The following is a 26,515-nucleotide window of genomic DNA, read 5'->3' as shown; positions in this document are numbered from 1 at the left end:
TGCCTGCTATGCCGAGGGCGTATGCTCGTGATGCCCCATTTCTTTGCGTTTCAATGGTGGCCACGCGACGCATTATCGACGCACAATCGGCCCGAAATCAGAAAAGGTCTAACCATACGGCCAGTGGCATTGCGATTGTCTTGTTTGCATAGACAGTGAATTCGGAACTTAAGTATTTACCCTAGATGTCTGGTTCTCTACACTGCCCTTACGGCTGCAAACAAAAGTGTGCGCGGCAGACACCATTGAACCAGACAATCTTTGCAGGTAGTCCTCATGAAATCGCTTATCAAAGCTGCGGCATTAGTCGCCGTGTTCGCCGCTCCAATCGTTTCTTTTGCGCAGTCCAATGAGCCTGTTAGTCGCGCGCAGGTTCGTGCCGAACTAATTCAGGTTGAGAGGGCAGGTTACAACCCGGGTGACTGGATTCACTACCCAGAAAACATCCAGGCGGCGGAAGCGCGCGTTGCTGCGCAAAACGACACCGTGCGAGCTGACCACGCCGGTTATGGGGACGGTGTCACCGGCTCTTCTCAGTCCGGTAGACGGGGCGATACGAGCGAGAGTACCTACTCGCCGCCCGTTAATGTCGTCAATTAATTGACCGGCAGACGACTGGGGCGGTACGTTGCCCCGTTTGCACTTCGTTTCAGAGCCTCTCGCCTTGGTTCAGCAAATGTCGGCACTCCCGGCAGTTTGCCGACTCCACTTGAAGGACGGGAGGCAAGCCGATGATCCTCAACCTGAGATCAATATTCCTGATCCCTTCCATCAGCCAACATCGTACCTAAGCAAACGTCCAGGTCATAAGATCAGTAATCGAAATCTGATGCCAGCTATCGAGCGAAGCACAGGTTCACGAACTGGAGCACCCAAAAATGACCTATCGTCTTCTTGTCGATGGCGAACTTGTCGCGGGCGCAGCGTCGCTCGATGTCATCAACCCCGCCACGGGTAGGGTATTGGCTACCGCACCCCGCGCGGATATGGCACAGGCCGAGCAAGCAATTGCTGCTGCGAAACGCGCTTTCCAAGTCTGGTCGAAGCTCAGCTTCCCACAGCGGAGAGTGTATCTTGACCAGTTTGCTGATGGGATCGAGACGCGCTTTGACGAATTTTCGCGTGTTTTGACGCAGGAGCAGGGCAAACCGCTTGAAGAGGCGAAGTTCGAAGTCGGCGGGACTGTTGCTGCGCTGCGCTACTTCGCGTCTCTTGAACTCGAGTTCCGCGTGTTGCGCGAGACCCGGAAGGAACGCATCATTGAGCAGCGCTATCCGCAAGGTGTGGTAGTGGCAATCAATCCGTGGAATTTCCCGCTCATTTTGCTGATGAAGAAGTTAGGACCGGCGTTGATCACTGGCAATACAGTGATCGCGAAGCCTGCGCCTACCACACCCCTCACCACACTCATGCTGGGAGAGGTTGCATCAACGGCATTGCCGGCCGGTGTGTTCCAGACCATCGTAGACCAGAATGACTTAGGCCCATTCCTGACCAGTCATCCTGACGTTGCTCACGTTAGCTTCACTGGTTCCACGCCGACCGGGAAGAAGGTGTTGCACAGCGTCGCGGACACGTTAAAGCGCTTTACCCTCGAACTCGGCGGCAACGACGCTGCAATCATTCTCGACGACGCGGATCTCGACGCGGTCGCGCCGAAGGTGTACCGATCGGCAACAGTGAACGCAGGTCAAGTTTGCTTTGCCACCAAACGTGTCTATGCGCCGCGTACCATGGTTGATGCGCTGTGTGATGCGCTTGCCCGCCTGGCAGGCGAGTCCAAGGTCGGGGACGGTCTCGAAGACGATACGACGATTGGCCCGATCCAGAACCTGACCCAGTACGAAAAAGTGCTTACCTTCATCGAAGAAGCGCGGACCAACGGGACGATCGTCGCTGGCGGCGAACCGATCGAAGGCGATGGTTATTTCATCGCACCGACAATCGTGCGCGATTTGCCAGACAGCGCGCGCCTTGTGCGGGAAGAGCAGTTCGGCCCGGTTCTGCCGGTGCTTGCCTATGACGATATCGATGAAGTGATTGCACGCGCTAACGATAGCGATTATGGCCTCGGCGGAACGGTGTGGACCTCGAACCCACAGCGAGGCATTGAGATCGCTTCGCGCATCGAGACCGGCACAGTCTGGGTCAACCAGCACCTGGCGTTGCCTTTCGATGTGCCGTTTGGAGGTGCCAAGCAGTCTGGCATTGGCCGTCAGCAAGGCATTGAAGGATTGGAAGACTTTACCCAGATCCGAATAATCAACGCCGCACTCGTCTGATTGGCCGACAACTCGCGGCGCGTGTACGGATAGCTACCTCGGTCCTTGATGCCGCCAGGCTGAATGCGGGCGCAAAAAAAAAATCGCGCACCCGGGCGTGAACCCGGGTGCGCCGCTTGATCGCGCGGTGACCCTGCTTGACGGTGTTGTTCGGAAACGTTGTCTGACCGATCTGGATGGGTGTTTCGCGCTCGGCTTTTATGGCTTCGAGCGCGGCCAGATTGCGAGAGAACCGACTGGCGTGTCGAGCCTCGCGAATCAGAACAGTTGTTGAAGGCCGGCCATCACACCCAACTGTCCTTGACCGGGAGGTGGCGTCGTGCCGCCCGCGCCGGAAACCTCATAAGAGGCGTGCGCACTATTGGTGAGATAAGCCGACTGCAGATAGACGGCCGTACGCTTTGAGAGGTGATAGGTGCCACGCAGCGTGACCATGGTGGCGCGCGCGTCCTGCACCTGATTGATGATCCGGAACGCCTCGCCGTCGAGCATGAACGAAGGTGTTGCCTGCCACGATGCGCCGACAGAATAGATATCGGAATGCACATCGGGCCCTCCCGCCACCGTGGTCACGCTACGCCCTACAAACCCGGCGGAAACCTTAACCGAACCCAGCACGGCATACGTGCCTAACCACGTGTGGACGTCCTTGTCGCCGCTGTTGGTGAACGGAAAGGGCGCATTCCCGTCATAAAAAATCGCCGCGGCATTGGCGCCGCCGCGCTGTTCGTCGTATGCACCCGAAACGCCGAACCACGAGGTGTCGTATTTCACCATGGCAGACAATTGTCGACACTGAGTCGGCTGTCCGGGTACGGAACCCGCACAGGTGCCTTCCCCTGGCGTATTGCCTGTGCCCGTCGAGTCACGGCCGAACGAATAGGTGGCGCCGAGGGTCAGTCCATGGAACTTCCCGCGATAGGCCACCGTATTGTCGCTTCGATCGGAGGCGAGGTAAGGGTCAAGGGTCGCCATCCCGTAGATGTCCGGTCCGAGGATGTCGCTGTCCGCCATCGCCCAAAGCAGCATGGTGTATTGACGCCCGAAGGACAGCAAGCCATACGGGGAATTGATTCCGACCCACGCCTGGCGACCGAACAGCCGACCGCCTTGCCCTAAACTTCCGTTTGGCATATTGATGCCACTTTCCAGCACGAACTGCGCCGACAGTCCGCCACCCAGATCTTCGTTGCCACGAAAGCCCCACCGTGACGGCAATTCGCCCGTGATACCCGGCATGCGAAGCACGCCATTGCCGTTAGCATCAGCGTGCGTGACATATTCCACTCCGGTGTCGACGATGCCGTACAGCGAAACGCTGCTCTGTGCATACGCTGTAGCTGCTGCGAGAGAAAACCCCAAACCGAATCCAGCGGATATCAGATTCCCAAATTTCATGACAATCTCCTAATTTTTGCAACACGCTTTTGTAAGAAAAATAAATATGGTCTACTAAGGTTTATTTCGATATTTTCGTCCTGCAACGGAATAATTCATTCAGGGTAGAGATCGCTTTGCAAGCCTTACCCAAATCGTCGGGCTGTTTCAGGTCCTAATCTGATGCAGACAATCGTTCGCCGCACACTTGTCATGAACGCCGGCCGTCCGGGAGGTTGCGCGAACCAAGGCACTCGTCGGCCTGTACGGGAAGTCGCAAGCTTGATTACGGGAATATTGTTGTATTTCGGCCGGCAGACCTGTCACGAAATTCGCCAATAGGTCGGCTTTGAAACTTTGTTTAAGTCTCTTGTTCGCGCGCTAACTCAAGCGATGGTTTCGAGTCGCAAATGACCCGGGGGACGTCCGTCTTTCAGCATCAGCGACCCGAGGAAGAACAAGCCTTCGACACAGCAGATGAACGCAAACGCTGCATGAAAGTCTCCATGGTCAATATCGACGAGCCACGCGAATATCGTCGTTGCCGCCGTTGCGATGACATAGCTCACCGACCAGAAAATGCTGAAACGGACGGAGACCCGGGCCCAAGTCATTCCGGGTTGATCCTGTCCGAGTGTGAATACCGTGGCTAACGGCAGAATCAAAAAGATGCCCAGCATAATCGCGCTAAGGAATACGATTGTCGGGTTCTTCGAGAAGCTCAGGAGGCAGGCGAAGAGTGCCTGGAATGCGCCACTTATCCGGAGTAGTCGCATTCTGTCACGCACCCGACTGGCGACGACCATGCCTGCGATGCCTCCGCCGAGTCCGGACAATAGGACGGTATGCGTCTCGTTGATCCCGGCGGCAGGGTAAAACGTGAACATGACGATGTAAAACGAGAGCATTCCAGAATAGATCGTTGCGAGCTTCCACGTGAACGGATCACGCAAGCCCTTGCTGAACGGATAGTGTTCATCCTTTACAGCTACATCGGTGGCTTTGACGGGACCTGCTTGCCCAAATATCAGCCACAAGAGTGTCAGAAGTAAGCTGGCAAAAGATATGGCAGTCAGTACGTGCCCCCAACTTCCCAGCACGGAAACGGCGGGCTGAAGCAAGAACATGGTCAGGACGGCACCCAGATTGAACGTGATGTTGTTCAGGCCGTTCACCGCGGGGCGTTCCGAGGGGGCGAACCAACTGACCACGATGGGGTTGAAGTAAACGATCATGAGTGCTCCACCGAGGCCCATCAGAAAACGAGATGCAATCAGCAAAGCGAAGTTCGTTACGAGGGGCGTGCAGATCCCGAAGCAGACTAGCAGTCCCGCTAAGAGCACAGCCCGGCGTAATCCGATCTTTCCGACAATCGCCGCCGCAATCGCTGTACCGACAATCTTGGCAATCGTGACCGCGGTACTGAGACTACTTGCCTGCGTCAGACTGTGGATGCCCACCTGTTTCATGATGTCCTGCATGAAGGTGGACGCACCGACCCAGGACATAGCAAATGTCAGGTAGCTGAAGAAAATAATCGCCTCGATGAGGTACTTCTTTTTCATCGTCGTCTCCAGTAGTTTTTTGTTTAGTGCATGTCGACATCATCGATGCTGGACGGTATCGCGCCCCCTCTTGGCAGGCGCAATATCCACCTACACCAACGGGGATCCAGGTGCGGATTCACCGATCAACCGGTTCCAGACTTCCGGTTCGTTGACTCGTTCATCGTAAGTCCCAATGGTGGGGGGCGACCCGTGACGTCGTGTTCAGGTGTGAATCTAAGGCCGGCCCCGGCCTTCCTGCAGCGACATACAGTGATGGACCGCATTAGGAATACTGATACAGGTGGTCAGCTGAGCGATCGACAACTGCGCTCCACGCTGACGGTGCCATCCTGTCACCCAAGCAGAGTCTGGGCTTGAGACTAATCAGACCACATCCGTCCCGCGAAATGCAAACGACCACATCAGGCGAGCACTCGCCAGCGGTATAGGGTAAATCGGGATAGGTAAGCTTTCTCTGCGATGAAAAACACAAGAGCGCCTCTGGGAGTGAAGGCGACTGAGTTTTGTTCTCTTTTGCATGCAATGAGGATTTCACTTCATCGGCCCTGACAGATTGAATGCCGTCTGACCGGAAAGAATGGTGGCGAAAACCTGAGTGACGACGCAAGTAGTTCTTGCATGAAATAAACATACCGAGTAGTATGTTTTTCATCGGCTATCGGATCCGATGTCATGGCGGCGGCGATGATACGGTGAAGAGGGATTGAGCACTGGTGCCAGGCCCGGCTAGTCGAAGAAGTGATAGACAGATTTCGCGATCTTTACTGGACTGGTGAGGTTGAACCATGCGGGTACTGCTTACGGGCGCTGCGGGGTTTCTCGGTAGGGCTCTAACCAGGGCGCTGCTGGCCGCGGAACATTTGACCTTTCCCGGCCGAGGCGATAGCGCCATAACCGAACTCATCCTCGTCGATCGAGTTTCAACGCCCGCGCCAGTTCCACCAGATTCACCGATACCGGTGCGCGTACTGACAGGCGACCTGGCCGATGCTGGTTTCGTCGACCATCTGGCGTCGCTCGACAGTGACAGCATCTTTCACCTCGCCGCCAGTCTTACTCTGGACGCCGAGCGCGATATGGAGTCTGGTTACCTGATCAACGTCGAGTCGCTGCGGCGTCTGGTCGAAAGCTCGACCAAGCCAGCTAAATTCGTGTTCGCCAGTTCGATCGCGGGGTTCGGTGGGGAACTGCCTGCATCCGTTGACGACTCGCTTCGGTCTGAGCCGGACACGACCTACGGTGTACACAAGGCGATTGCCGAACTGATGGTCGCCGACTACAGCCGCAAGGGCAGAATTGACGGCCGGGCGCTGCGTTTGCCCATCGTTCTGATCCGCGACGGCGCACCCACACCGGCCGTCTCCGATCGGATTGCGGCGATTGTCCGGGAGCCATTGAGGGGCAGGGACGTCGTATCGCCGCTCGCGCTGGGGACGCGGCTTCCGGTTGCTTCGTCGCAGGCCGTGGCGGCTGCATTAATCGCGCTGCATAACCTCCCTGCAGACGTTCTGCCGCATGGACGCGTGATGAATCTGCCCGCGCTTACGGTAAGCGTGGCCGATATGGTCGCGGCCGTTGAGCGACGGCGCAGCGGCGCCGCAGTGGGCCGCATTCGTTTCGATGTGGATAGCGAACTTCAGCGCATCGTTGATAGTTGGCCCAAGGAATTCACGTCGGCGAATGCAGTCCGACTCGGTCTGTGCGCCGATGCTAATTTCGAGTCTATCGTGGAAAGCTATCTCGCCCGTTCGGCTTAAGGGAATCGTGGGCAGAGCAAGCGGAGTTCGATCAAGGTTATATGCTTTAACGAAGATAATTAATACTACGCACTATCCGAGAATGTGTGGTAGTCGATGATCCGCTCCGGAGGATCTAGTCCCGCACAGTGAGTAATTTTGTCTATTCATTAGGTAAGGCCATGAAATCAGTCATGAAAAATCCGTCTAATTCCTCGATCCCTCTCGATCAACTGCCCGTCTGCATCATTGGTGCCGGGTCATCGGGCGTTACGGCCGCAAAATCGCTAAAGGAGCGGGGCGTCGCATTCGAATGCTTCGAGATCGGCTCGAATATCGGTGGCATGTGGCGATATGAGAACGACAACGGGCTTTCGTCCGCGTATCGCAGTTTGCATATCGACACGAGCCGCAATAACCTCGGCTACTCTGACTATCCCATTCCGGATCACTATCCGGATTTCCTCTCCCACTTTGAGGTTCTTGACTATCTGGAAGACTACGCAGAGCACTTCGGCGTGCGGCCTCATATCCGGTTCAATTCTCGCGTGGATAAAGTCGAACAGGAATCTGACGGGAACTGGCGGGTAACGCTGGAGAGCGGGGAATCCAAGCGTTATCGTGCGGTGATCGTCGCCAATGGTCACCTTTGGGATCCGCGCTGGGCCGAGTTCAAAGGCGACTTCGAGGGCGAACAGGCCCATTCACACCACTATCGGACAGCCGATCCATTCAAAGGCAAGAACGTGCTTGTCGTTGGCATCGGAAATTCGGCGGTTGATGTCGCAGTCGACCTGTGTAAAAGCGCCGCAAGCACCTTGTTGTCGACACGGCGCAGCGCGTGGATCATGCCGAAGTACATCATGGGCATTCCGACCGACCGTTGGTCTACGCTTTTCTCACGACGCTTGCGTCTACCGACACGCGTCTCGCGCACGTTGGTTCGTTGGCTCGCCTTTATGGTGACGGGAGACCAGGCGCGGTTCGGCGTTCCTCGTCCCAAACATGCGGTCTGGCGGGAGCATGCCACGCTCAGCCAGGAATTGCTGCCGTTTTGCGGTCATGGCTGGATTCGCGTGAAGCCCAATATCAAGGTATTGGACGGAACACATGTCATCTTTGAAGACGGCAGCAGAGAACCTGTCGACGTAATCATCCACGCGACTGGGTATCGAGCTAGCTTTCCGTTCCTGGACCGCACCGTTTTCGAAGTGGCCGATGGGCAGGTCGAACTCTACCGACGCATGGTGGCGCCGTCCCGTCCCGGTCTCTATATGTTGGGGCTCGTTCAGCCAATCGGACCGACCATCCCGTTGGTGGAAATTCAGGCGCGTTGGCTCGCGTCCGTACTGGCCGGGGACACAGTTTTGCCCGGCGAGCATGAGATGAAGAAAGAAATTCGCGCGCATCAGGCTGAGATCAGCCGTCGCTATGTCGGTTCTGCCCGCTACACACTGGAGGTCGATTACCGGAGCTACGCGAAACAACTGTTCGGCGATATTGCGAACGGACGAGCTGCGGCGTGAGGTCGGAGAAAGGACGGTCCGAAGTGACTTTTTTATCGGTTCGTTGAGCAAAAGCTACGCATCCAGCGCCGGCTATCCGGATCCACGAAGCGCTATTCGAGGAATTAGAGGAGGACATAGATGGACCGCCTGCAGGCAATGAAGGTTTTCACAAGGGTGGTGGAAACCAGCAGTTTTTCGCGCGCAGCGGAGGCGCTGGATTTACCGCGCGCATCGGTTAGCAACCTCGTCCAAAACCTTGAGGCGCACCTCAAAGTGCGTCTCTTGCAGCGTACTACGCGCCAGGTGAGGTTGACATCGGATGGGGCCGCTTACTACGAGCGGTGCGTAAGCATCCTCGCGGACGTCGAGGAGACGGAAAGTTCGTTGTTAAACTCATTCGCTTCTCCGCGCGGCAAACTGCGGGTCGACATACCTGTGGCGCTGGGAAAGCTAATCGTGATGCCCAGACTTTTTGAATTCCATGCACGCTACCCGGACATCGAGTTAATGGTCGGCTTCGGAGACAAACGGGCCGATCTGATTCAGGGTGGCGTCGATTGCGTGATTCGCATCGGCACGCTGCAGGACTCAAGTTTGGTAGCACGCCGCATTGGCATCTTTGAACGTGTAACGGTGGCGAGTCCGGCATATCTGCGGCTCAAAGGCACGCCTCAAACGCTCAAGGACCTGAACGATCACGTTGCGGTGAATTATTTCCTCGGTCGAACGGGGCGCATGATGGACATGACCTTTATGGTGGATAACCAGACCGTCGGGGTGAAGATGCGCGGTAATGTCGCGGTGAACGATGCGGAAGCATATGTTACGTGTGGTCTGAATGGCGTGGGCCTTTTGCAGGCGCCGCGTTTTATGGCGCTGCCGCATTTGCGTTCAGGCGAACTGGTCGAAGTGCTGTCGCAATGGAAGCCGTCGCCGATGCCTATCTCGGCGGTCTATCCCCACAATCGGCATCTGTCTGCGACCCTTCGCGTGCTCGTCGACTGGCTGAGCGGGCTGTTCGCAGAGTACCCGCTGTTCTCTGGCCGACAGGATGCGGAAGAACAGTGCTTGCCAACTGTCGCATCGACATCGTTCACCCGACGCGCCATCGGCGAACCAACTGAATCAATCGATCCGATTGCCTGATATCACAGTGTCCAGCCGATCTACTATCCCGCAATCACAGGGTGGTTCGTGATAGCCAACTTCAAGTGGAACCTCGCGCTTCACGCACAGCCGCGATCGGATCAGAAACGCTGATTCGGCGCATCAGGCGATATCGCACCTCAGCTTGCCATGACCTTCTATATTGGTAGATGCGGCGTTCTGCAACGGCCACATTCTGTTGCGTTCTGAACAGGACGATGGCAGGTCTGTAGAAACAGCGCGTGATTTACGCGCGACCACGAGATCAATTAAAGGAAAGGGCGAGGTTAGCACCTTGGTTCAACGAGCAGAGTATGTGAATTTCGCTCAAGGTGCAGCGCCGTGACCGGTCGACGTTGTGATTGTTGCGAACGACTACACGCCGGCGCGTGGCATTCACATCGATTCTATGCGTGAGTCGCAAGCGACTCAATTCACTGGCCGTGCGATTTTGACGACACGCTATTGTCGCCTAAGTCGTGCATCACATCCTGGAAGCCAAGCAATGAAGAACGCGACGGCGAAAGACTTAATACTTAATTCGGAGATTCCCATGGAGACGACTCAAGAGCACCAATTATTTCGCCCCTATCTGTTGAATGACCAGCAGCTTCTGAATCGCGTGGTCATGGCGCCGCTTACACGAGCTCGAGCCGAGAACACGGGCTTGGTACCGACAGAGTTGCATGCCGAGTACTATGCCCAGCGCGCGGGTGAGGGCTCGGCTGGCGCGATTATCACTGAGGGAACCTGGGTCAGTCAGCAGGCGGTGGGTTGGGCGGATGTTCCAGGTATCTATACCGAAGAGCAGGTTCGCGGATGGCGCCTCGTCACGGATGCGGTTCATCGAAAAGGAGCGAAAATCTTCGTTCAGCTCTGGCATACAGGCGCGACTTCGCATCCGGATTTCTTTGGCGGTCAGCCTCCGCTTGCTCCGTCTGCCGTCAACCCTCATCTTCAAAGCCCCACTGCATCAGGTCGCAAGGATACGGTAGAACCCCGCGCGATGAGCACCGAGCAGATCAAGACGACAGTCAAGGATTTCCAGAGGGCGGCGCAACACGCGATCGATGCGGGTTTCGATGGCGTCCAGATTCAGGCAGGGTACGTCTACCTGTTCAATCAATTTCTCAACCCGCTGACCAATCACCGGGAAGATGAATACGGCGGGTCAGTTGAAAACAGGGCGAGGTTTCTCTTCGAAGTACTCGATGCACTGTCCGCTGTGATGAATACCGGCCGTATCGGGGTAAAGACAGGTCCGATAACAGGGGAGTTGGGGAAATTCGTCTCGACTGACCAGACGCTGCCTACCTCCGATTACGTCATCAACCGCCTCAACGACTACAAGTTGAACCACTTGCTGCTCATGAGCGCGATGAGCGACCTCTCCACCACGCCAGTGGCTCATTTGCAGGGCGATGCAATCTACCGGCACTACCGCAAAATATACAAGGGAAATCTGATTGCGAACGTTGGGTTCGATTTTGAGCGGGCAAACAGAGTGCTCGCTGAGGATCTGGTCGATTTGGTTGCTTTCGGACGAGCGTTCATTGCGAATCCAGACTTGACTACTCGGTTCCAGAGGGGGCTGCGAATCGATCAATCGAACCCGGCAAGTCACTACGGCGGGGGCTCTGTCGGGTACACCGACTATAGGCGGGCTGCGTGACGCAGTGATTGCGGTTTGACCTCAACACTCGGGTGGCCATGCCCGAGTGTTGAGGTCTGTCCCGCCCCGGCTATTCAATCGCTTTTCCCATCTCCTCGACCACCTTTTTGGCGTCCCCAAAGGCCATCATGGTCTTGTCCATGTAGAACAGGTCGTTGTCCAGCCCAGCGTAGGCTGCGGCCATTGAGCGCTTGTTGACGATCACGGTTTTGGCTTTGTACGCCTCGAGAATCGGCATGCCGTAAATCGGGCTGCCCTTGTTGTGCGCCGCCGGGTTCACCACGTCGTTGGCCCCGAGGATGATCGCGACATCAGCCTGGTCGAAATCGCCGTTGATGACATCTATTTCGAATACCTGGTCATAAGGTACTTCGGCTTCGGCCAGCAGCCAGTTTGAACACGTACAGTGTGGCCTTGATCAACGAGCTTTTTAGCTGTCTCCGCAGTGACCGCAACACGGGCTTCGTCCGGTGCGGTTTCGGTGGGAACCCCTAATATCACGCTTTAGCTCCTTTACAAACTGATGTATTCACATTGGAACGGCACACAAGTGCTAATGCGCCGCCGTGACATGTCGTTGCCGGCATGGCGTCCTCTTGACTATGGTGTGGATAAGAAACTGGAGCTTGCGGACGCTGTAAAGCGCCGCAAGGCGTGGGAGATCAGTGGCCTGATTCGCGTTATCGGTGCGTGGGCATGCTACGCAACGGCGTCCTCGCCGGTGTACTTCGGGTTGCTCAACCAGCGATCGAGATGATCGACGGTATCGCCGTAGAAGGTTCGGTACAGACTGTCTGAAACATAGCCGATGTGCGGCGTAGCCAACACGTTACTCAATGACCGGTACGGATGCGCCTTCGTCAGTGGCTCCTCGTCGAACACGTCCAACGCCGCACCGGCTATCCGGTTTGTGGCAAGCGCATCGATCAGGTCTGCTTCGCGAACAATGGGGCCGCGCGATGGGTTGATCAGCCGCGCGGTCGGCTTCATCAAGGCGATCTCTTCCGCGCCAACCAGCCCCCGTGTTCTATCGCTCAGGATCAGGTGTATGGAAAGAATGTCGGCCCTTCGAAAGAGTTCATCCTTGGAAACGTAGCTGACTTGAGCCGCCGCCGCCTTCTCGGGCGTGAGATTCTGACTCCATGCGATTACCTGCATGCCAAAAGATCGACCGATCGCCGCAACGCTAGTGCCGATATTTCCGAGCCCGAGGATCGCTAGTGTCTTACCGTATAGATCCTCTCCCACTTTGGTCTGCCACTCACCCTTACGAAGGGACGAGGACTCCGCGACGATATGGCGGGTGCTTGCCAGAATGAGGGCCCACGTCAGTTCAACAGTGGGAGTCGATGAATAGCCGGTGTTGACAACCGTGATGCCCCGTTCCTTCGCGGTCTCCATGTCGATGGAACGATTTCGGGGCGCTGTCGATGCAATGAGCCTCAGGCGTGGCAAATTCTCAATGATCGAGCGTGGCAACGGCGTGCGTTCACGCATGACGCAGAGGACGCTGAATGGGGCAAGACGCTCTATAAGGGCCTGAGAATCGGAGATGTTGTCACGGAAGACGGTGATCTCCGCTCTGTCGCGTAGGCGGGACCAGTCGGCCATCTCCAACGCGACGCCCTGATAGTCGTCCAGGACTGCAATTTTAACGAGCTCACCGGTGCGGGCCACTTTTCCTCCTTGAGTGCTATGTACATTGAGCAGGCTATTTGGTCGTCTATCCAGAACGACGTGTTGGCCGGAAATCTGATTCCCTTAGTGGGTATTTTTTATCGGACGTCAGATTTCCCGCCAACCGAATTTCATCTACCGTCATCGATGGAAATATCAGCAAGTGTTCATCGGTTTAGAAAGAGGCGTTACGAACACATGCTGCGTTAAAGCCCCGATTGTTTTGAAGCCGTCAAGGCTTCGACCACGGCGGCGTCCCCGGCAAGAATGAATTTCTTGATCTCTTGCAAAACTGGTCCGCCGACCTCGCTTTGCTTCTTGATTTCAAGCCACTCCGGGTCTGCCAGGAACGCAGCCCATGCTGCGACACGCGCAGGTTCGCTTTCGAAACTCAGGACATACCAAAGCTGCCGCGGATCTTCTACCGGATTCGTTGCGAAGACGAGCGTAAGACCATGCTTCTCGAAGAGCGGCAGCGTCTTCAGGAAGCGCTCGCGCATGATCGACTCTTTTCCGGGGTTCGGGGTGTACTGACGCAGTTCGTAGATCATTGATGTGTCCGCCTGGTTGATGGAAATTGAAAGATAACGGTCCAGCTATGGTGGAGGCAAACGAGTTATTTAGATGGGTGCGATCACGCCTTTTGATGCGGGCTAGTTATCGTCATTGTCAGTATCTGGACACGTTCCGCTATCAAGATTCCTGATTACCCACATCAAGCGATATCGCCGATGAACGGAGTTGTTCCGACTATTCTTGCATCTCCTCAAGATAAAAGCCCAATCGGAGTAACCTATGACAAGTCCTTTCGATGCAGCCGTTCGCGATGAGCGCGCGCTAACCTCTGCTCTTGAAACAGCAGATTTCGCCCCGGCGCTGATGACGCTGGTCTATCTGACTGGAGACTTCACACTTCTCGAGGAAGTGTCGCCCCACATCAAGGGCGCGTGGAGTTTTCTTGAATCTGTTCCGGAGCCGTTGAAGAACAAGGTTCGCACGCGATTGGTAACCGCGCTCAAGGAGTTTGCCGCAGAGGGTGCTCAACTGCCGTCCCTCCCGGATCCAAGATCCTTGCGCCGTATGATGAGCGCCAGTGTGGGCGCCGAGGTGCCGGAGGAATACGTTCCGCTCTTCGTCGAAGAGCTGCGTCTGGGCAATGTCGATACACGCGCGCTCCAGTGGCGAAGCGATCCGGGATCGTTCCGACGCGACGCATTCAAGGTCGTAATCGTGGGCGCTGGGTTGTCGGGCGTATGCGCTGGCATTCGGCTCAAGGAAGCAGGAATTCCCTTCGTCATCCTGGAACGTAATACGGGCGTTGGCGGCACCTGGTTCGAGAACCACTACCCGGGAGCAGGTGTCGATACGCCGAATCAGTTTTACTCGTATTCGTTTAATCCGAATCCCGACTGGTCTCGCCATTTCTCGCGTCAGAATGAGATCTGGAAGTACATCGACGATACAGTCGACAAGTTCGATCTTCGTCAGCATATCCGCTTTGGCGTCGAAGTTAACGGTGCGAATTTTGACGAAGCAGGCGCGCGGTGGCGTGTGTCCTGTCGTACGTCGGATGGGGAAGCCGAGACGCTGGAATGCAATGTTCTTATCACGGCTGCAGGACACAACGTCGCTGCAACACCGAGCTTCCAGGGCTTGGAGACGTTCGCTGGTGAAAGGGTGCATACGGCGCATTGGGATCACCGGGTCGATCTGAGTGGCAAACGTGTCGCAATGATCGGTACGGGCGCGAGCGGGATGCAAGTGGGTCCTGCCGTTGCCGGCGCCGTTGACAATCTCACCATATTCCAGCGCACGCCACATTGGACCATGGGCAATGCCAACTACCTCCGGCCGACGTCGGATGGGCAGAGGTGGGCGCTCAAAAACATCCCGCTCTTCAACGAGTGGGCCCGGTTCCTGGTGTTCTGGGCCGCATCGGACGGATTCCACAAGACCTTGCACATGGATCCCAACTGGCATCTGCCGGCGCAATCGCTCAATAGCGAGAACCATGCGATGCGCGAAAACATCATTGCCTACATGCGCAATGAACTGGATGGCGACGAGGAACTCCTTCGCAAGTGCACGCCGGACTACCCGCCATACGGCAAACGTCTCCTGCGGGATAACAACTGGTTCAAGATGTTGAAGCGTCCGAACGTGGACCTGGTTACCGACCCGATCTCACACATCACCGAGTCGGGCGTGGTGACAAAAAATGGTTCGGAGTACAAGGCCGACGTTCTCGTCCTGGCTACAGGCTTTCACGCATCGAAGCTATTGTGGCCGATGGAGATCCGGGGGCTCGGCGGCACGTCGATTCGCGACGTCTGGGGTGATGATGATCCTCGCGCATACAAGGGTATGACGGTACCGGGCTTCCCCAATCTTTTCATCGTTGCCGGCCCCAATACCATTCTGTCGCACGGCGGAAGCGCAATCTTTCACACGGAGTGCCAGGTGACCTACATCCTGCAGGCCGTGCGGGAAATGGTCGAAAAGGCCGTCGCGACGATTGAGGTGCGCGAGAATGTCTACAGCGACTACAACGACATCGTTGATAACAAGCTTCAGAACATGGTTTGGTCACACCGTGGGGTGACCAGCTGGTACAAAAACAAGCGCAATCGCGTGACCATGACATCGCCTTGGCGCCTGGTCGATTTCTGGCAGATCACGCACGAGTTCGATCCGAACGATTTCATGCTGGTCACGAACGCGGAGCATGACGTCTCCGAGCACCAACCTGTTTGACGATTGTTTCTTTCCGGGGTGATCGAATGGCTTACGTTCAACGCGACACCATGGTGTCTGGGGTACGGTCTCGCATGCTTGAAGGGGGGGAGGGTGAGACAGTCCTTTTCTTGCATGGCGCTGCCGGGTTGACTGGCTGGCTTCCTTATTTTGAATCCTTGTCGCGCCGCTTTAAGGTACTGGCGCCAGAACATCCAGGCTACGGCGAGGTTGTAAGGCCAGATTCAATTGCCTCGGTCGCTGATCTGGCCGAGTACTACAAGTCCTTTACAGCCGGTTTGGGGCGGTTTCACCTGATCGGGAGTTCATTGGGCGGCTGGCTTGCCAGCAAGCTTGCATTGTTGGCGCCGGCGGAGGCTCAAAGCCTGACGCTCATTGCTCCCGCCGGCATGCGCGAGAGGCCCGATGGATCAGGTCTGGGGACTTTGCCGTCCCGCGGAGAGCGTCTTCGCCGGTTGTATTTTGACCAGGGATTTGTCGAACGCATTCTGGCACAGGATCCGCCGGACATTCAGCAAATCGAAACCAGAAACTGGGTGACGTCTTCTCTTCTCGGCGGCCCTGGTTTCCACAATCCGATGATGGAGTCGGAGTTGGCGAAGCTGGCTTGTCCGACACTCATTCTGTGGGGACAAGAGGATCAGGTCGTGTCGGTCGAGCAGGCACGTCTCTGGGGCAATGCGATCGCGGAAGCCAAGGTTCGTATTTTTTCGCGCTGCGGTCATTTGCCCCATCTGGAGATGGCGACCATGGCTGCAGGCCTTACACAGGACTTCATCAACAAGCGGAATATCCTGGCGTAATCTTCGCTCGACGGGCACCCGATTTCGGGTGAAGTTCTTGCGCTGCCGCCGCTCCCGATTCGTGCTGGATTCAGGTGAGATATTTCACCTGGATGTGTCTGTGGAGCGCGGCAACAAAAGGCTTTCGTACAAAAGCCGCATGAATCGCTTGTGGCTTTTGAGAAGGAGGTAGCGATGCAATTCAGGGCGAAATGGAGGCTTGCACAGAATGGCTGAAGAACGTTGGAAACGTCGTCCTCAGGGCTCGAATTGGGGCGACTTCGGGCCGAACGATCAATTGGGGCGCCTTAACCTCCTTACGGCGCAACAGGTTTTGAAGGGACATGAAGAGGTTCGGGTTGGGGAGACGTTTTGCCTGAGTCTGCCGCTCGACTACCCTGGGGGCAACGCGCTTCATGCGAATCGATATCCGCCGGTGATCCGCCCCACGTTGCGCAAAGGATACGTGAATTTCAATTGCGTGCTCGACGACTTCGATCCCGGCCGAACGGATGTCCTTTCCGACGACCTGGTGGTGCTTCATTTGCAGTACTCGACGCAATGGGATGGACTGTCTCACGTCGGTTCGCGGTTTGATGCAGACGCCGATGGACTGCCCGAGTCAGTCTATTACAACGGGTTTCGTGCGGGCAGGGACATCGTGGGGCCAAGCAGCCCAACTGATGCGGGCGTGTTTGTTGATCCCGGCAACTTCTCCACTTCGTCTGCAAAGGCGCTCGGAATCGAGAACATGGCTCAAAAATGTGTTCAAGGGCGCGCTGCCATGGTGGATTTGCACCACCATTTGGGCTTTGGTCGCACGGTGGTGGGCTACGATGCCTTCATGCGTATCCTTGACGCCGACTCGATAGAAATCGAGACGGGCGACATTCTATGTCTCCATACTGGATTCTCGGAATCGATCCTCAAGATGAACCGGGATCCCGACCCGAGCAAGATGCACACCACGGGAGCGGCGCTGGACGGACGCGATGAGCGACTTCTGCAATGGATAACCGATAGCGGTGTGGTCGCGATCGCCGCTGATAATTATGCGGTGGAAGCTTATCCTGCGAATGGTGACGATCCCTGCTGTGCGGCCTTACCGCTTCACGAGCACTGTCTGTTCAAACTCGGGATTCATCTGGGTGAACTGTGGCGGCTAACACCACTGGCTCAATGGCTTCGCAACCATAAACGCTACCGTTTCCTGCTCACCGCTCCTCCGCTCAACCTGCCAGGCGCGGTCGCTTCGCCTGTTACTCCGGTGGCGACAGTTTAGGCACTGGCAAGGAGCGGCGGGAAAAGCCGTCCTGCACTTCAATCGGCCGCGTCGATCCGTCGACGCGGCCCTCTCCATCATTCACCCGTCGTCAGGGCTGTCGCACTCACTCAAGGACACCCCGTAGCGGGACAAAACCGGGAATGGCCTCGACACGGGCTAACCAGGCGCGAATTGCGGGGAAGTTGTCGAGCGGGACACCACTGCCAGGCAAATGCCTCGTATAGGCATACATGGAGAGATCCGCCAGGGTGGGTATGCCATCTACCAGGAACGCTTCGTCGCCGCCCGACTCCAGAGCCTGCTCCATCAGACGACACAAGGTTGTCGCGCGCGTTATTTCTTCGTCGCAGGGCTTCGATAGCTTCAGCAAGGTGACGAAGCGCAAGACAGCCGCGCCAAAAGCCAACTGGCCCGCGGCGGCCGAAAGCCAGCGATGTATGCGAGCGGCCGTAGCGGGGTCATTGGGCCACCACGATGTGCCGGGCGCGTAGCGTTGTACAAGGTAAATCATGATCGCATTCGAGTCGGCGAGAACTACGCCGTTGTCGTCAATCACTGGAACCTGCGCGAAGGGATTCAGCGCAAGAAAGGCGGGTTGGCGCTGGTCACCTTGGCGTAGGTCGATTTCGACCGGCTCGAACGGCAATCCAAGGATGCCCATCAAAGCCTCCACTCGATGACAGTGGCCCGACGTGGCCATTCGGTAGAAGCGAATGGGACGAACCGGAGACGTATTAGACATGAGTTGTTGCTTACGTGGATGGCCGGGTGAACGGCACGTGGTCAAACTAAGGAGAAGTTGCTGCCAGACCTCGTATATCGATTGCGTGGCGCATCAGGTTTTCCCGGTCAGATCGTGGCGGCTGGCCAAGGCGCCGGTTCAAACGCAAAGCCGCTAACGGCGTGTCGGACATAGCCACAATGCGGATTGCCGAAATGTGCGGGGAGCAATAGCGCGCTGCGGTCGGCCGCGAGGCCAAGCAAATGCCGGCGGGTATCCCGAGCCAGTTCAGGGTGGCTATCGAAGCATGAGTTCCAATCAGGGCGCAAGACCTGAATAGGATGGTGAATCATGTCGCCGCAGAACATGGCGTGCTGTCCCTCTGACTCGAAATGAAGACTGGCTTGCCCCACCATGTGCCCCGGAGCCGGTTCGGCCTGAAGACAATCTAGCAGTAAGTCAGTCGATTCGAAGACGTCCACCAGGCCACGCTCAAGCAATGGCACTACGCTGTCCGCGTAAGCGAGGCTGTACCCGTGGGTCGGGTTGTCTTCGTAAGCTTCACTCATGTACTCAAGACATTCACGAGGCATCAAGTAGCGCGCGTTAGGAAATGTTGGTACCCATTCGTTATTGACGTATTGCGTATTCCATCCGACATGATCGGCATGCAAGTGCGTCGCAATGACGTGTGTAACCGATTCGACAGGAGCGCCAGCCGCCTCGAGCCATCCGAGATACTGCGTGTTGAGACGGTGCAGCCGCTCGAAGGAGGGACGCTCCTTGCCGTTTCCGACGCCCGTATCGATGAGAATGACCTTATCGTCGACCTGGAGCAGCCAGCTATGCAGCGCCACGACAAACTTGTTTACTCCGGGAATCCAGAAATCGGGGGCGAGCCAATGTTTGTTGGCTTCGAGGACCGACTGGTCTACCTCAGGAAGCAACTGATTCGGGCCATGTGAGGGGCCTGAGTACTCTCGCACCACGGTGAGCGTGGCCGATCCAATTTGCCTTGTATGAATCATGAAGAACTCCTTCCTTGAAACTAAAACGTTCTGCCGGATTTGCCGCACTTCCCAAACTAAGCTCCGCTGTGACGCCCGTAGCTTGTCGACAAGTCCACTTGGGAAGAAATAGACGGAGAGGGCGAACCACAGGAGCCAGGGGGGCGGATCAAATAGCCTACCTAGTTATTTGATTCGCTTGGCCTAATGCGTGGTGGACCGCGGGTGACTGTTTAGGCGTGTGCCCTACCGCAAGATGACTGTTCCGGAAAATTTCAACAAGCGATTTAGGCTGATGCGACGCATCAGTCTTGGTGATGGGTCAGTCGCGCGGTTGGCGGCCGGCGTCGCCTGCATGTGTTGCCTCAACGCTGACCGAAACGTCTTCTTGCAAATTATAAACATACCAAGTAGTATGTTTTGGGTGACCTAAAGAGGTCTCGGCTATGACCCCAGGTGCGCCGCACGGCATCGGGTAGGCGTGTCTGATGTTTGGATGCGAGCATGCGCGGCGTGTGCATGCCGCTCATATCGGCGCTGCCGCGACAGTTCATGGAGACATATCACATGCGTTGGAAGAACAGGCCGGAAGGGGCGAACTGGGGCGATTTTGGACCGGATGACCAACTCGGACGCCCCAATCTGATCGGTGCGGAGCAGGTGTTGAAAGGCGCTGCCGAGATACGTTCGGGGCATAGCTTCTGCCTCTCGTTGCCGCTCGATTATCCTGGGGAGAGTAAGCTCAATGTGCGCCGTCGGCCACCCGTTTTGGGTCCGACCATGAAGGATGGTCTAGCCTACGTGAACTTTCCTTTTGCGCGTCTCGATGAGCAGGCAATCGACGTAATCAGCGACGACCAGGTCCTGTTGAGTCTGCAATATTCGACGCAATGGGATTCGCTCGCACACGTCGGCGCGCTCTTCGATGCCGACGGCGACGGTGTTGCCGAAAGCGTTTATTACAACGGCTACAAAGCGAACGTTGATATCGTCGGTCCGGTGGATTATCGCGCTGACGACGCATTCAACGCACACGCCTGCGCGAGTGAACACAGTCATGCGGATGCACTCGGAATCGAGAATCTGGCGGTAAAGGGGATGCAGGGACGGGGTGTATTGCTTGATCTCGTCGCTCATTACGGCCGCGAGTATCGGACAGTCGGATATGACGACCTCATGTCGGTGATCGAGGCCGACGGGGTTCAGATCGAACGGGGCGACATGTTACTGCTGCGCACCGGCTTCGCGGAGATGGTGCTCGAAATGAACCGTAGCCCCGATTTGGCCATTCTCGACTCGCATTGCTGCGCCTTGGATGGACGGGATGAGCGTCTATTGCAATGGATCACTGATTCCGGTATCGCCGCGCTCGCCGCTGACAACTATGCGGTCGAGCGCTATCCGGCCCGGCCGGTAAGCGGTGACCATCCTTTGTTGCCATTGCATCATCATTGCCTCTTCAAATTGGGCTTGCCCTTGGGCGAACTCTGGTATTTGCGGGAATTGGCCGAATGGCTACGCGCTAACAAGCGTTCTCATTTCATGCTGACTGCGCCGCCGCTGCGCCTACCCGGCGCGATGGGGTCGCCCGTTACGCCGATTGCTACTGTCTAGTGTTTCTGATATCAGCCGAGCAGAGTATGACCAAAGAAAGAGTACTGATCACGGGTGGCGCTGCCGGAATCGGCGCAGCGTGCGCCGAACGATGCAGAGAAGAGGGCTACGAGGTCGTGACAATCGACCGGATCGGCAATGGCCTTATCGCGGATCTGACGAACCCGGCGGCGACCGCACGTGCGCTTGATGAAGCGCTGAGGAACGGGCCGATCACTCGACTCGTCAACAACGTCGGTGTGGTTTGCCCCGCGAGCGCGGATGAGCAGACGTTTGCAGAACTCGACCTTGCCTGGTCGCTGAATGTGCGCTGCGCGATGCAGTGCATGCAAGCAGTCCTTCCAGGGATGATCGCAGCTGGCTTCGGCCGGATTGTCAACATGTCTTCGCGCGCAGCGCTTGGGAAAGAATTTCGTTCGGCCTATGCGGCAACCAAGGCCGCGTTGATCGGCATGACCAGGGTGTGGGCGCTTGAGATGGGACGGCACGGCATCACCGCCAACGCAATTGGTCCGGGTCCGATTCGCACAGACCTGTTCGACCGGGCGAATCCCCCGGAGAGTCCTCGTACACAGGCGATCATTGACAACGTGCCTGTCAGGCGAATGGGAACACCCCACGATGTGGCACATGCTGCCGCATATCTTTTGGACCAGCGCAGTGGGTTTGTCACCGGTCAGGTGCTGTACGTCTGCGGTGGAATGACGGTCGGTGTGGCGGGAGTCTGATATGAGCAAAAAACTGACAACTCAAGCGGCCATTATCGGGGCGGGTAGCATCGGTGTAGCGTTCGCGATCGTTTTTGCGAGGGCAAAGTGGATTGTGCGGATGTATGACCCGGACGCGGTACGGCGCGAACGCGTACCCGAGGAAATTATGGGACGTCTGCGCGAACTCGACAATTTCGGCTTGTTGAGCGAGCCGATGGACGTGCTGATGGACCGCATCGAGATCGTTGCAACGCTTGAGCAGGCAGCCGCAGATGCCGACCTGATTCAGGAATGCGCCCCGGAGCGCGTCGAACTGAAAGAGATGCTATTCGCAGAGCTCGACGCAATTGCACCGGCCGACGCGATTCTGGCCAGCGCATCATCTGCATTGACCACGTCTTCGTTTGTTGGGAACTTGAGCGGACGGCACCGGTGCCTCGTTGCCCATCCGGGTAATCCACCGTACCTGATTCCGGTGATCGAGCTTGTGCCAGCGCCATTCACCGCATCGGGCGTGGTCGAGCGCGCGTTGTCGCAGTATCAGAACTGTGGACTCAAGCCGATCGTGGTAAGGAAGGAACTGGAAGGCTTCGTGTTCAATCGTTTGCAGGGCGCGTTGCTGAGGGAGGCGTATTGTTTGGTGAGGGATGGCGTAGCGACCGTTGACGAGATTGACACGGTAGTGCGGGACGGTCTTGGCTTGCGGTGGTCGGTTATCGGGCCATTCGAGACAGTTGACCTCAACACTCGAGGCGGAATAGCATCGCACGCGCTAAAGATGGGTCCGGCATACGCGCGGATGGGGGCTGAGCGGGGGCAGCATGACCCGTGGACCCCGGCTCTGGTCGAGAAGGTTGCCGCCGCCCGGCGCGCTGTATTGCCAATCGAGCAATGGGACGAGCGCGTTGCCTGGCGTGACCAGAACCTGATGGCCTTGATTCGCAACCGGAATAAAGCTGATCTTGGATGACGGAGTGCCGTGGGTGACTTGCCAGGGGATCTGAGTCGTGAGTGAGTTACCCGCCGTCAAACACATCCGGTGTTGCTAAAGCTCAACCGCTCCGTATTCGTTTTACCTGTTCGGTGTCTAGCTTCGCCGGTGGACCTTCAGTTGCTGTAATGGACATCAAATTTCTTTGTCCAATTGGGCAGCGCTTCCGTTCCTTCAAGTGTCTAGCGTATCACCAAGGCGGGAGGGCGTGGAGTCGGGCGTCGACACGGGGCCCGAACCGAACTCACCCTGAGGGAGGTTGAAAATTGCCGTGTTTGCTCGCAAACGACGTGGTAGTAACACGGCGGATCCCAAAACAGCACTTCCGACGCATTGAATAGTCCTGGTTTGCGAGTCAGTTGCGTTTTTGTTTCGCTCCGTTGCACACTACGGACGACCACTAGGTTAGTGGGTCCTATGCTCGGACAGAGGACGCCTGACATTCAACGGTGAAGAAGCACCGCTCCAGAGTGTTCTGACTTCTTTGAGCCGGTTTCCAAACATTTCAATAAAAATTCGAGCAGCGGGCGTGAGTGGCTTCCTAAGATCATGCAGCAGGTATAGATCGAAAACGGTATGTGGATTTGTGATGGGATAGATGTATGTGTCCGGGTTTTCCAGCTTGTCCACAACGGAATTCATCAGGCACATAGCACCCCAGTCCGAACTGCGGACACTTTCGAGAGTGGCCACCATGCCGTTAATTGTGACTACGCTCTTTGGCGAAATGCGACCACTGGCAATATGGCCGCGCATCGTCGTGCCCAATAGGTGGCGGTCGGATGGGATAACGAGCGTAAGGTCTTTCATCAGAGAGAGGTCGCAGGGTGTAAGCGACGGGCCGTTTATCGGGTGTCCGGAGACCAGAACGTACTCGTCCGTGAAACCGAGCCGACACGATAGACTATTGCTGTCCAAAGGCAGGGCGCCTAGGCCAACATCAAGTTCTCCTGACTGTACCAGGTCTGTGATGTCACGCGCGTACGCTTCGGTCACGATGATCTCGACCTGCGGATACAGCGCATGAAAGTCGCCAAGCACATTTCCCAGAACGTTTTGACACATTGATGAAGTCAATCCGATTCGCATCGACCCGACAACTGACGTTCCCTGTGCTAATTCGACCAACTCCTGCTTGGCAGCGGCGATGCTACGCGCAATCGGAACGCAAAGTTCATAGAATCTGCGCCCGGCAATTGTGGGTTCCAATCCACGTTGTGCGCGCTGGAAGAGGGGGGTTTTTAGCTCTTCTTCCAGATTTCGAATTTGCATGCTCAATGCTGATTGCACGACATGCATCCGCTCGGCTGCCTTGGTGAAACTGCGTTCTTCAAAAACGCTGATGAAATAGTGGATTACTCTCACGTCCATATCTGTCTCCTTCTCTTACTTTTGTTGCCGCGACGACGCTCGTGGTCGACGCAATTTGGACATCTCCAAGTCGCTGTTTCTCGAGCCGCTTCTGCATCGGCTTCTATGTCAATCCGTGTTGGTATTTGCGATTTTCGTGCGATTTCGCAGAACGGATAGTCTGGTCGGAACACTTGGGTTCAGCTCGTGCTCAGTCGCGCGGACGCCCATTAATGAGAAAACCAAGGGGTGGGCGCCAGTGGCGGCCGGACGGCGTGCAGGCGGAGAGTCGGCAGTTCGGTTCGATTTGCTTCAAAGTTTGCCGCACTGCGCAAAAGGTAAGCCGTTGTGGTAACAGCTCTTTACGAACGACTTCGAGGCTGACAATAGCGTCGATTCGATGCATGTCTTTTGCACACCACAGGTTGGTGTATCACGCTCCAGTCGGGCTACGCGAGCTGCAGGCGTTGCCCCCTTTAATGCCCCCCGGTAGTGCTGCAAAGATTTCCACCCGAAACGTTCATTGGATGGTTTATAATATGACCGGTCGTATTAAAAGTCAACTGCTGTTGTTGAGATCAGGATTTGATGGCTGCTCGCTGCTCGCCGGAGTCAGCCGGACAGCGGCCGCTTCGGAACTGCCGTTCGAGGCCGGCGTTAGTGCACCCGGACCGGCGGTTAAATGAGTACGTTTGCGTTCCGCATGGGGGTAGACGTTGCACCTCGCCGCTGTCATGGAGGTAGCAATATTGTGAAACTCGTCGAGCAATTGCAGCGGGAGTGCAATTGCCTTGTTTGGAGGCGTAACGGTCAAGTTTCGGCAACCACGCTCGCGAGTGGAATGGACGGAGGTGCCTATGATGAACGCTGCGGCCCGAGCAGGCATCGCGACCGCTAACCGTTAAAGCGCCGCCATAGTCCGGGTGATACTCCTTGTACCGCTATGAACCGCCTACTGAGGTGGGGGGGAGCGCTGAAGCTGCTAGCGAGTGCAATTTCCGCGAGAGAAGGATTGGCAGTTAGCATCAGCGTCTTAGCACGGCGCTGTCGCTGCCCGATCAGGAACGGATAAGGTGACTGGCCGATGCGCTTCTTGAGCGCATGACTAAAATGCTCGACTGACAAGCCGCACACCCCGCGATTGCGTTGTCCGTATGTGGTCTGTCGGTGCGACGCCGAAGCGGGTGGTCGCAACAGTTATAGTCGTTCCACATGGAGAGGTTATGTATGGTGTCTAAAGTACGCGAGAAAATTGTTAGCGCGGCCTTGGAGTGCTTCCACGAATTGGGCTTTAGCGCATGCAGCGTTCAGGACATCGTTGATAGGGCGGGCGTGCCGAAGGGTTCGTTCTATAACTATTTCAAGGCTAAGGAGTTGCTGGCCGTCGAAGTGCTCGAGATCTATACCGCAGGCTCCAGGCGAGAGTTGCTTTCCGATGTCTCCGTTGCACCGGTTGTGCGTCTGCGAAACCATTTCGAATTCCTGGCGTCGCGTTACGCCGGCTTTGGCTACGCCAAGGGATGTCTAATCGGCAACATGGCCGCGGAATGCTCCGACAACATGCCGCTGGTGCGTCAGGCTCTAGCCGAGTCGTTGAAACACTGGACAAACACCGTCGCCGATACGATTCTTGCGGGACAGAGCGATGGCAGCATCGTGCCCGGACTGGATGTAGATACGACGGCACGTTTCATGATTAACAGTTGGGAGGGCGCTGTCGTTCGCATGAAAATTGCCGTCAGCCGGGAGCCTCTGGATGATTTCTTTACCGTCGTTTTTCCGCTGCTGACCCGGCCGACTGCAGAAATCGAGAAAGCCGGCACAAATAGACCGGTCACTTCCCGGGCCCAGCGCCAGGCAACCCGTGGCGCTTCCCAGTAACGCTCATCAAACCGGCCGCTCCTTGAGAAAGAAGACGACATACCCTAGCCGGAGGATATAAGGGCCGGGTCTGTCCGCAGCCACTAATTGAGCAGGATCACGCTGTTTCCTCGCAACTTCCCATCAGTTCAGGCGGAGGCTAAGACATGGGCGGAAACGTCGGGGCGAACTACGTTCGAAATATTCATTCGGCTATCTTACGCGCCGGGCTACCGCAACGCTGCGAGACAAAGTGCAGGTCGGCCACTTGGTGCACGTCATCGAGGGGAAGGAAATCCGGTGCTACTGCGTTAAGGAGTTTTCGTTTATGCAATTTGACATAAGATAAATTATCAACAATTAAGTGACTGATTAAATAAGAGAGCTGGGTTCATCCCGGCTCTTTTTGTTTGGTGTTTGTATGTTTTATGTAAGGTGTGCGTGGGCGCGTCAGGGGCGCGTCTTCTTCAATCTC

21 protein-coding genes and 2 pseudogenes are annotated in these 26,515 nt (G+C 56.4%); 13 read left to right on the top strand and 10 right to left on the bottom strand.

The genetic code is table 11. From position 1 onward, the window contains the following. Positions 1 to 276 precede the first annotated feature (276 nt). Entirely contained in the window at positions 277 to 600 is a 324-nt protein-coding gene (locus GNZ12_RS16375) for a DUF4148 domain-containing protein (protein WP_172311499.1), read from the top strand. Between the two features lie 278 nt (positions 601 to 878). Further along, the gene (locus tag GNZ12_RS16370; protein WP_172311497.1) at positions 879 to 2,282 is read left to right on the top strand and encodes an aldehyde dehydrogenase family protein; all 1,404 of its coding nucleotides are present in this window, start codon (positions 879 to 881) and stop codon (positions 2,280 to 2,282) included. Positions 2,283 to 2,540: 258 nt separating this feature from the next. Here the strand turns inward: GNZ12_RS16370 and GNZ12_RS16365 are convergent, their stop codons facing one another. Both GNZ12_RS16365 and GNZ12_RS16360 read right to left on the bottom strand, forming a co-directional pair. Further along, complete coding sequence (locus GNZ12_RS16365) at positions 2,541 to 3,680, bottom strand: porin (protein WP_172311495.1); 1,140 nt, start codon at positions 3,678 to 3,680, stop codon at positions 2,541 to 2,543. 365 nt (positions 3,681 to 4,045) lie between these two features. Further along, the gene (locus tag GNZ12_RS16360; RefSeq protein ID WP_172311493.1) at positions 4,046 to 5,224 is read right to left on the bottom strand and encodes an MFS transporter; all 1,179 of its coding nucleotides are present in this window, start codon (positions 5,222 to 5,224) and stop codon (positions 4,046 to 4,048) included. A gap of 788 nt (positions 5,225 to 6,012) precedes the next feature. Between GNZ12_RS16360 and GNZ12_RS16355 the strand changes: the two genes are divergently transcribed. The 4 genes from GNZ12_RS16355 to GNZ12_RS16340 all read left to right on the top strand — a co-directional run bounded on the left by GNZ12_RS16355 (position 6,013) and on the right by GNZ12_RS16340 (position 11,289). Further along, positions 6,013 to 6,984, top strand: coding sequence for an NAD-dependent epimerase/dehydratase family protein (locus tag GNZ12_RS16355; protein WP_172311491.1), 972 nt, complete (start codon positions 6,013 to 6,015; stop codon positions 6,982 to 6,984). Between the two features lie 173 nt (positions 6,985 to 7,157). Next, positions 7,158 to 8,489 (top strand): flavin-containing monooxygenase, encoded by a 1,332-nt coding sequence (locus GNZ12_RS16350; protein ID WP_172311489.1) that lies wholly within the window; start codon positions 7,158 to 7,160, stop codon positions 8,487 to 8,489. Positions 8,490 to 8,609: 120 nt separating this feature from the next. Further along, positions 8,610 to 9,617: a LysR family transcriptional regulator gene (locus GNZ12_RS16345; protein WP_172311487.1), complete on the top strand. Its 1,008-nt coding sequence runs from the start codon at positions 8,610 to 8,612 to the stop codon at positions 9,615 to 9,617. 553 nt (positions 9,618 to 10,170) lie between these two features. After that, positions 10,171 to 11,289 (top strand): alkene reductase, encoded by a 1,119-nt coding sequence (locus GNZ12_RS16340; protein WP_172311485.1) that lies wholly within the window; start codon positions 10,171 to 10,173, stop codon positions 11,287 to 11,289. A gap of 70 nt (positions 11,290 to 11,359) precedes the next feature. Here GNZ12_RS16340 and GNZ12_RS16335 read toward each other — a convergent pair. The 4 genes and pseudogenes from GNZ12_RS16335 to GNZ12_RS16320 all read right to left on the bottom strand — a co-directional run. After that, positions 11,360 to 11,683 (bottom strand): annotated as a pseudogene (locus tag GNZ12_RS16335) (NAD(P)(+) transhydrogenase (Re/Si-specific) subunit beta); the annotation flags it as partial. Next, positions 11,677 to 11,790, bottom strand: a pseudogene (locus GNZ12_RS45545) (NAD(P)(+) transhydrogenase (Re/Si-specific) subunit alpha); the annotation flags it as partial. The pseudogenes GNZ12_RS45545 and GNZ12_RS16335, both read right to left, overlap by 7 nt. Before the next feature lie 198 nt (positions 11,791 to 11,988). Continuing rightward, positions 11,989 to 12,966 (bottom strand): D-2-hydroxyacid dehydrogenase family protein, encoded by a 978-nt coding sequence (locus GNZ12_RS16325; RefSeq protein ID WP_328806016.1) that lies wholly within the window; start codon positions 12,964 to 12,966, stop codon positions 11,989 to 11,991. Between the two features lie 206 nt (positions 12,967 to 13,172). Then, on the bottom strand, positions 13,173 to 13,517 hold the full coding sequence (locus GNZ12_RS16320; RefSeq protein WP_172311481.1) for an NIPSNAP family protein: 345 nt from the start codon (positions 13,515 to 13,517) through the stop codon (positions 13,173 to 13,175). A gap of 244 nt (positions 13,518 to 13,761) precedes the next feature. Here GNZ12_RS16320 and GNZ12_RS16315 point away from each other — a divergent pair, with 244 nt between their 5' ends. The 3 genes from GNZ12_RS16315 to GNZ12_RS16305 all read left to right on the top strand — a co-directional run bounded on the left by GNZ12_RS16315 (position 13,762) and on the right by GNZ12_RS16305 (position 17,784). Then, complete coding sequence (locus GNZ12_RS16315; protein ID WP_172311479.1) at positions 13,762 to 15,720, top strand: flavin-containing monooxygenase; 1,959 nt, start codon at positions 13,762 to 13,764, stop codon at positions 15,718 to 15,720. Positions 15,721 to 15,794: 74 nt separating this feature from the next. After that, entirely contained in the window at positions 15,795 to 16,523 is a 729-nt protein-coding gene (locus tag GNZ12_RS16310) for an alpha/beta fold hydrolase (RefSeq protein ID WP_172311477.1), read from the top strand. Between the two features lie 208 nt (positions 16,524 to 16,731). Continuing rightward, the gene (locus tag GNZ12_RS16305) at positions 16,732 to 17,784 is read left to right on the top strand and encodes a cyclase family protein (RefSeq protein WP_172311475.1); all 1,053 of its coding nucleotides are present in this window, start codon (positions 16,732 to 16,734) and stop codon (positions 17,782 to 17,784) included. A gap of 106 nt (positions 17,785 to 17,890) precedes the next feature. Here the strand turns inward: GNZ12_RS16305 and GNZ12_RS16300 are convergent, their stop codons facing one another. Together GNZ12_RS16300 and GNZ12_RS16295 are read right to left on the bottom strand one after the other, a co-directional pair. Then, on the bottom strand, positions 17,891 to 18,529 hold the full coding sequence (locus GNZ12_RS16300; protein WP_172311473.1) for a glutathione S-transferase family protein: 639 nt from the start codon (positions 18,527 to 18,529) through the stop codon (positions 17,891 to 17,893). A 107-nt stretch (positions 18,530 to 18,636) separates the two neighbouring features. Further along, positions 18,637 to 19,536, bottom strand: a complete 900-nt coding sequence (locus GNZ12_RS16295) for an MBL fold metallo-hydrolase (protein WP_172311471.1) — start codon at positions 19,534 to 19,536, stop codon at positions 18,637 to 18,639. 546 nt (positions 19,537 to 20,082) lie between these two features. Here GNZ12_RS16295 and GNZ12_RS16290 point away from each other — a divergent pair. The 3 genes from GNZ12_RS16290 to GNZ12_RS16280 are packed head-to-tail and all read left to right on the top strand — an operon-like array spanning position 20,083 to position 22,809. Continuing rightward, the gene (locus tag GNZ12_RS16290) at positions 20,083 to 21,129 is read left to right on the top strand and encodes a cyclase family protein (protein ID WP_172311469.1); all 1,047 of its coding nucleotides are present in this window, start codon (positions 20,083 to 20,085) and stop codon (positions 21,127 to 21,129) included. 26 nt (positions 21,130 to 21,155) lie between these two features. Next, on the top strand, positions 21,156 to 21,857 hold the full coding sequence (locus tag GNZ12_RS16285) for an SDR family oxidoreductase (RefSeq protein ID WP_172311739.1): 702 nt from the start codon (positions 21,156 to 21,158) through the stop codon (positions 21,855 to 21,857). Between the two features lies 1 nt (position 21,858). Then, positions 21,859 to 22,809, top strand: coding sequence for a 3-hydroxyacyl-CoA dehydrogenase (locus GNZ12_RS16280; RefSeq protein WP_172311467.1), 951 nt, complete (start codon positions 21,859 to 21,861; stop codon positions 22,807 to 22,809). Between the two features lie 426 nt (positions 22,810 to 23,235). Here the strand turns inward: GNZ12_RS16280 and GNZ12_RS16275 are convergent, their stop codons facing one another. Both GNZ12_RS16275 and GNZ12_RS45540 read right to left on the bottom strand, forming a co-directional pair. Further along, positions 23,236 to 24,201 carry a LysR family transcriptional regulator gene (locus tag GNZ12_RS16275; RefSeq protein ID WP_172311465.1) on the bottom strand — a complete coding sequence of 322 codons (966 nt, stop codon included), beginning with the start codon at positions 24,199 to 24,201 and terminating at the stop codon, positions 23,236 to 23,238. Between the two features lie 873 nt (positions 24,202 to 25,074). Beyond that, positions 25,075 to 25,314, bottom strand: a complete 240-nt coding sequence (locus GNZ12_RS45540; RefSeq protein WP_407947705.1) for a helix-turn-helix domain-containing protein — start codon at positions 25,312 to 25,314, stop codon at positions 25,075 to 25,077. A 93-nt stretch (positions 25,315 to 25,407) separates the two neighbouring features. Here GNZ12_RS45540 and GNZ12_RS16265 point away from each other — a divergent pair, with 93 nt between their 5' ends. Beyond that, positions 25,408 to 26,061 (top strand): TetR/AcrR family transcriptional regulator, encoded by a 654-nt coding sequence (locus GNZ12_RS16265; protein ID WP_172311461.1) that lies wholly within the window; start codon positions 25,408 to 25,410, stop codon positions 26,059 to 26,061. Positions 26,062 to 26,515: the final 454 nt, after the last annotated feature.

Source organism: Paraburkholderia solitsugae (assembly GCF_013177695.1).
Classification (GTDB): domain Bacteria; phylum Pseudomonadota; class Gammaproteobacteria; order Burkholderiales; family Burkholderiaceae; genus Paraburkholderia; species Paraburkholderia solitsugae.
The sequence above is the reverse complement of the archived record's forward strand: the minus strand, read 5'-3'. Positions and strand labels throughout refer to the sequence as shown.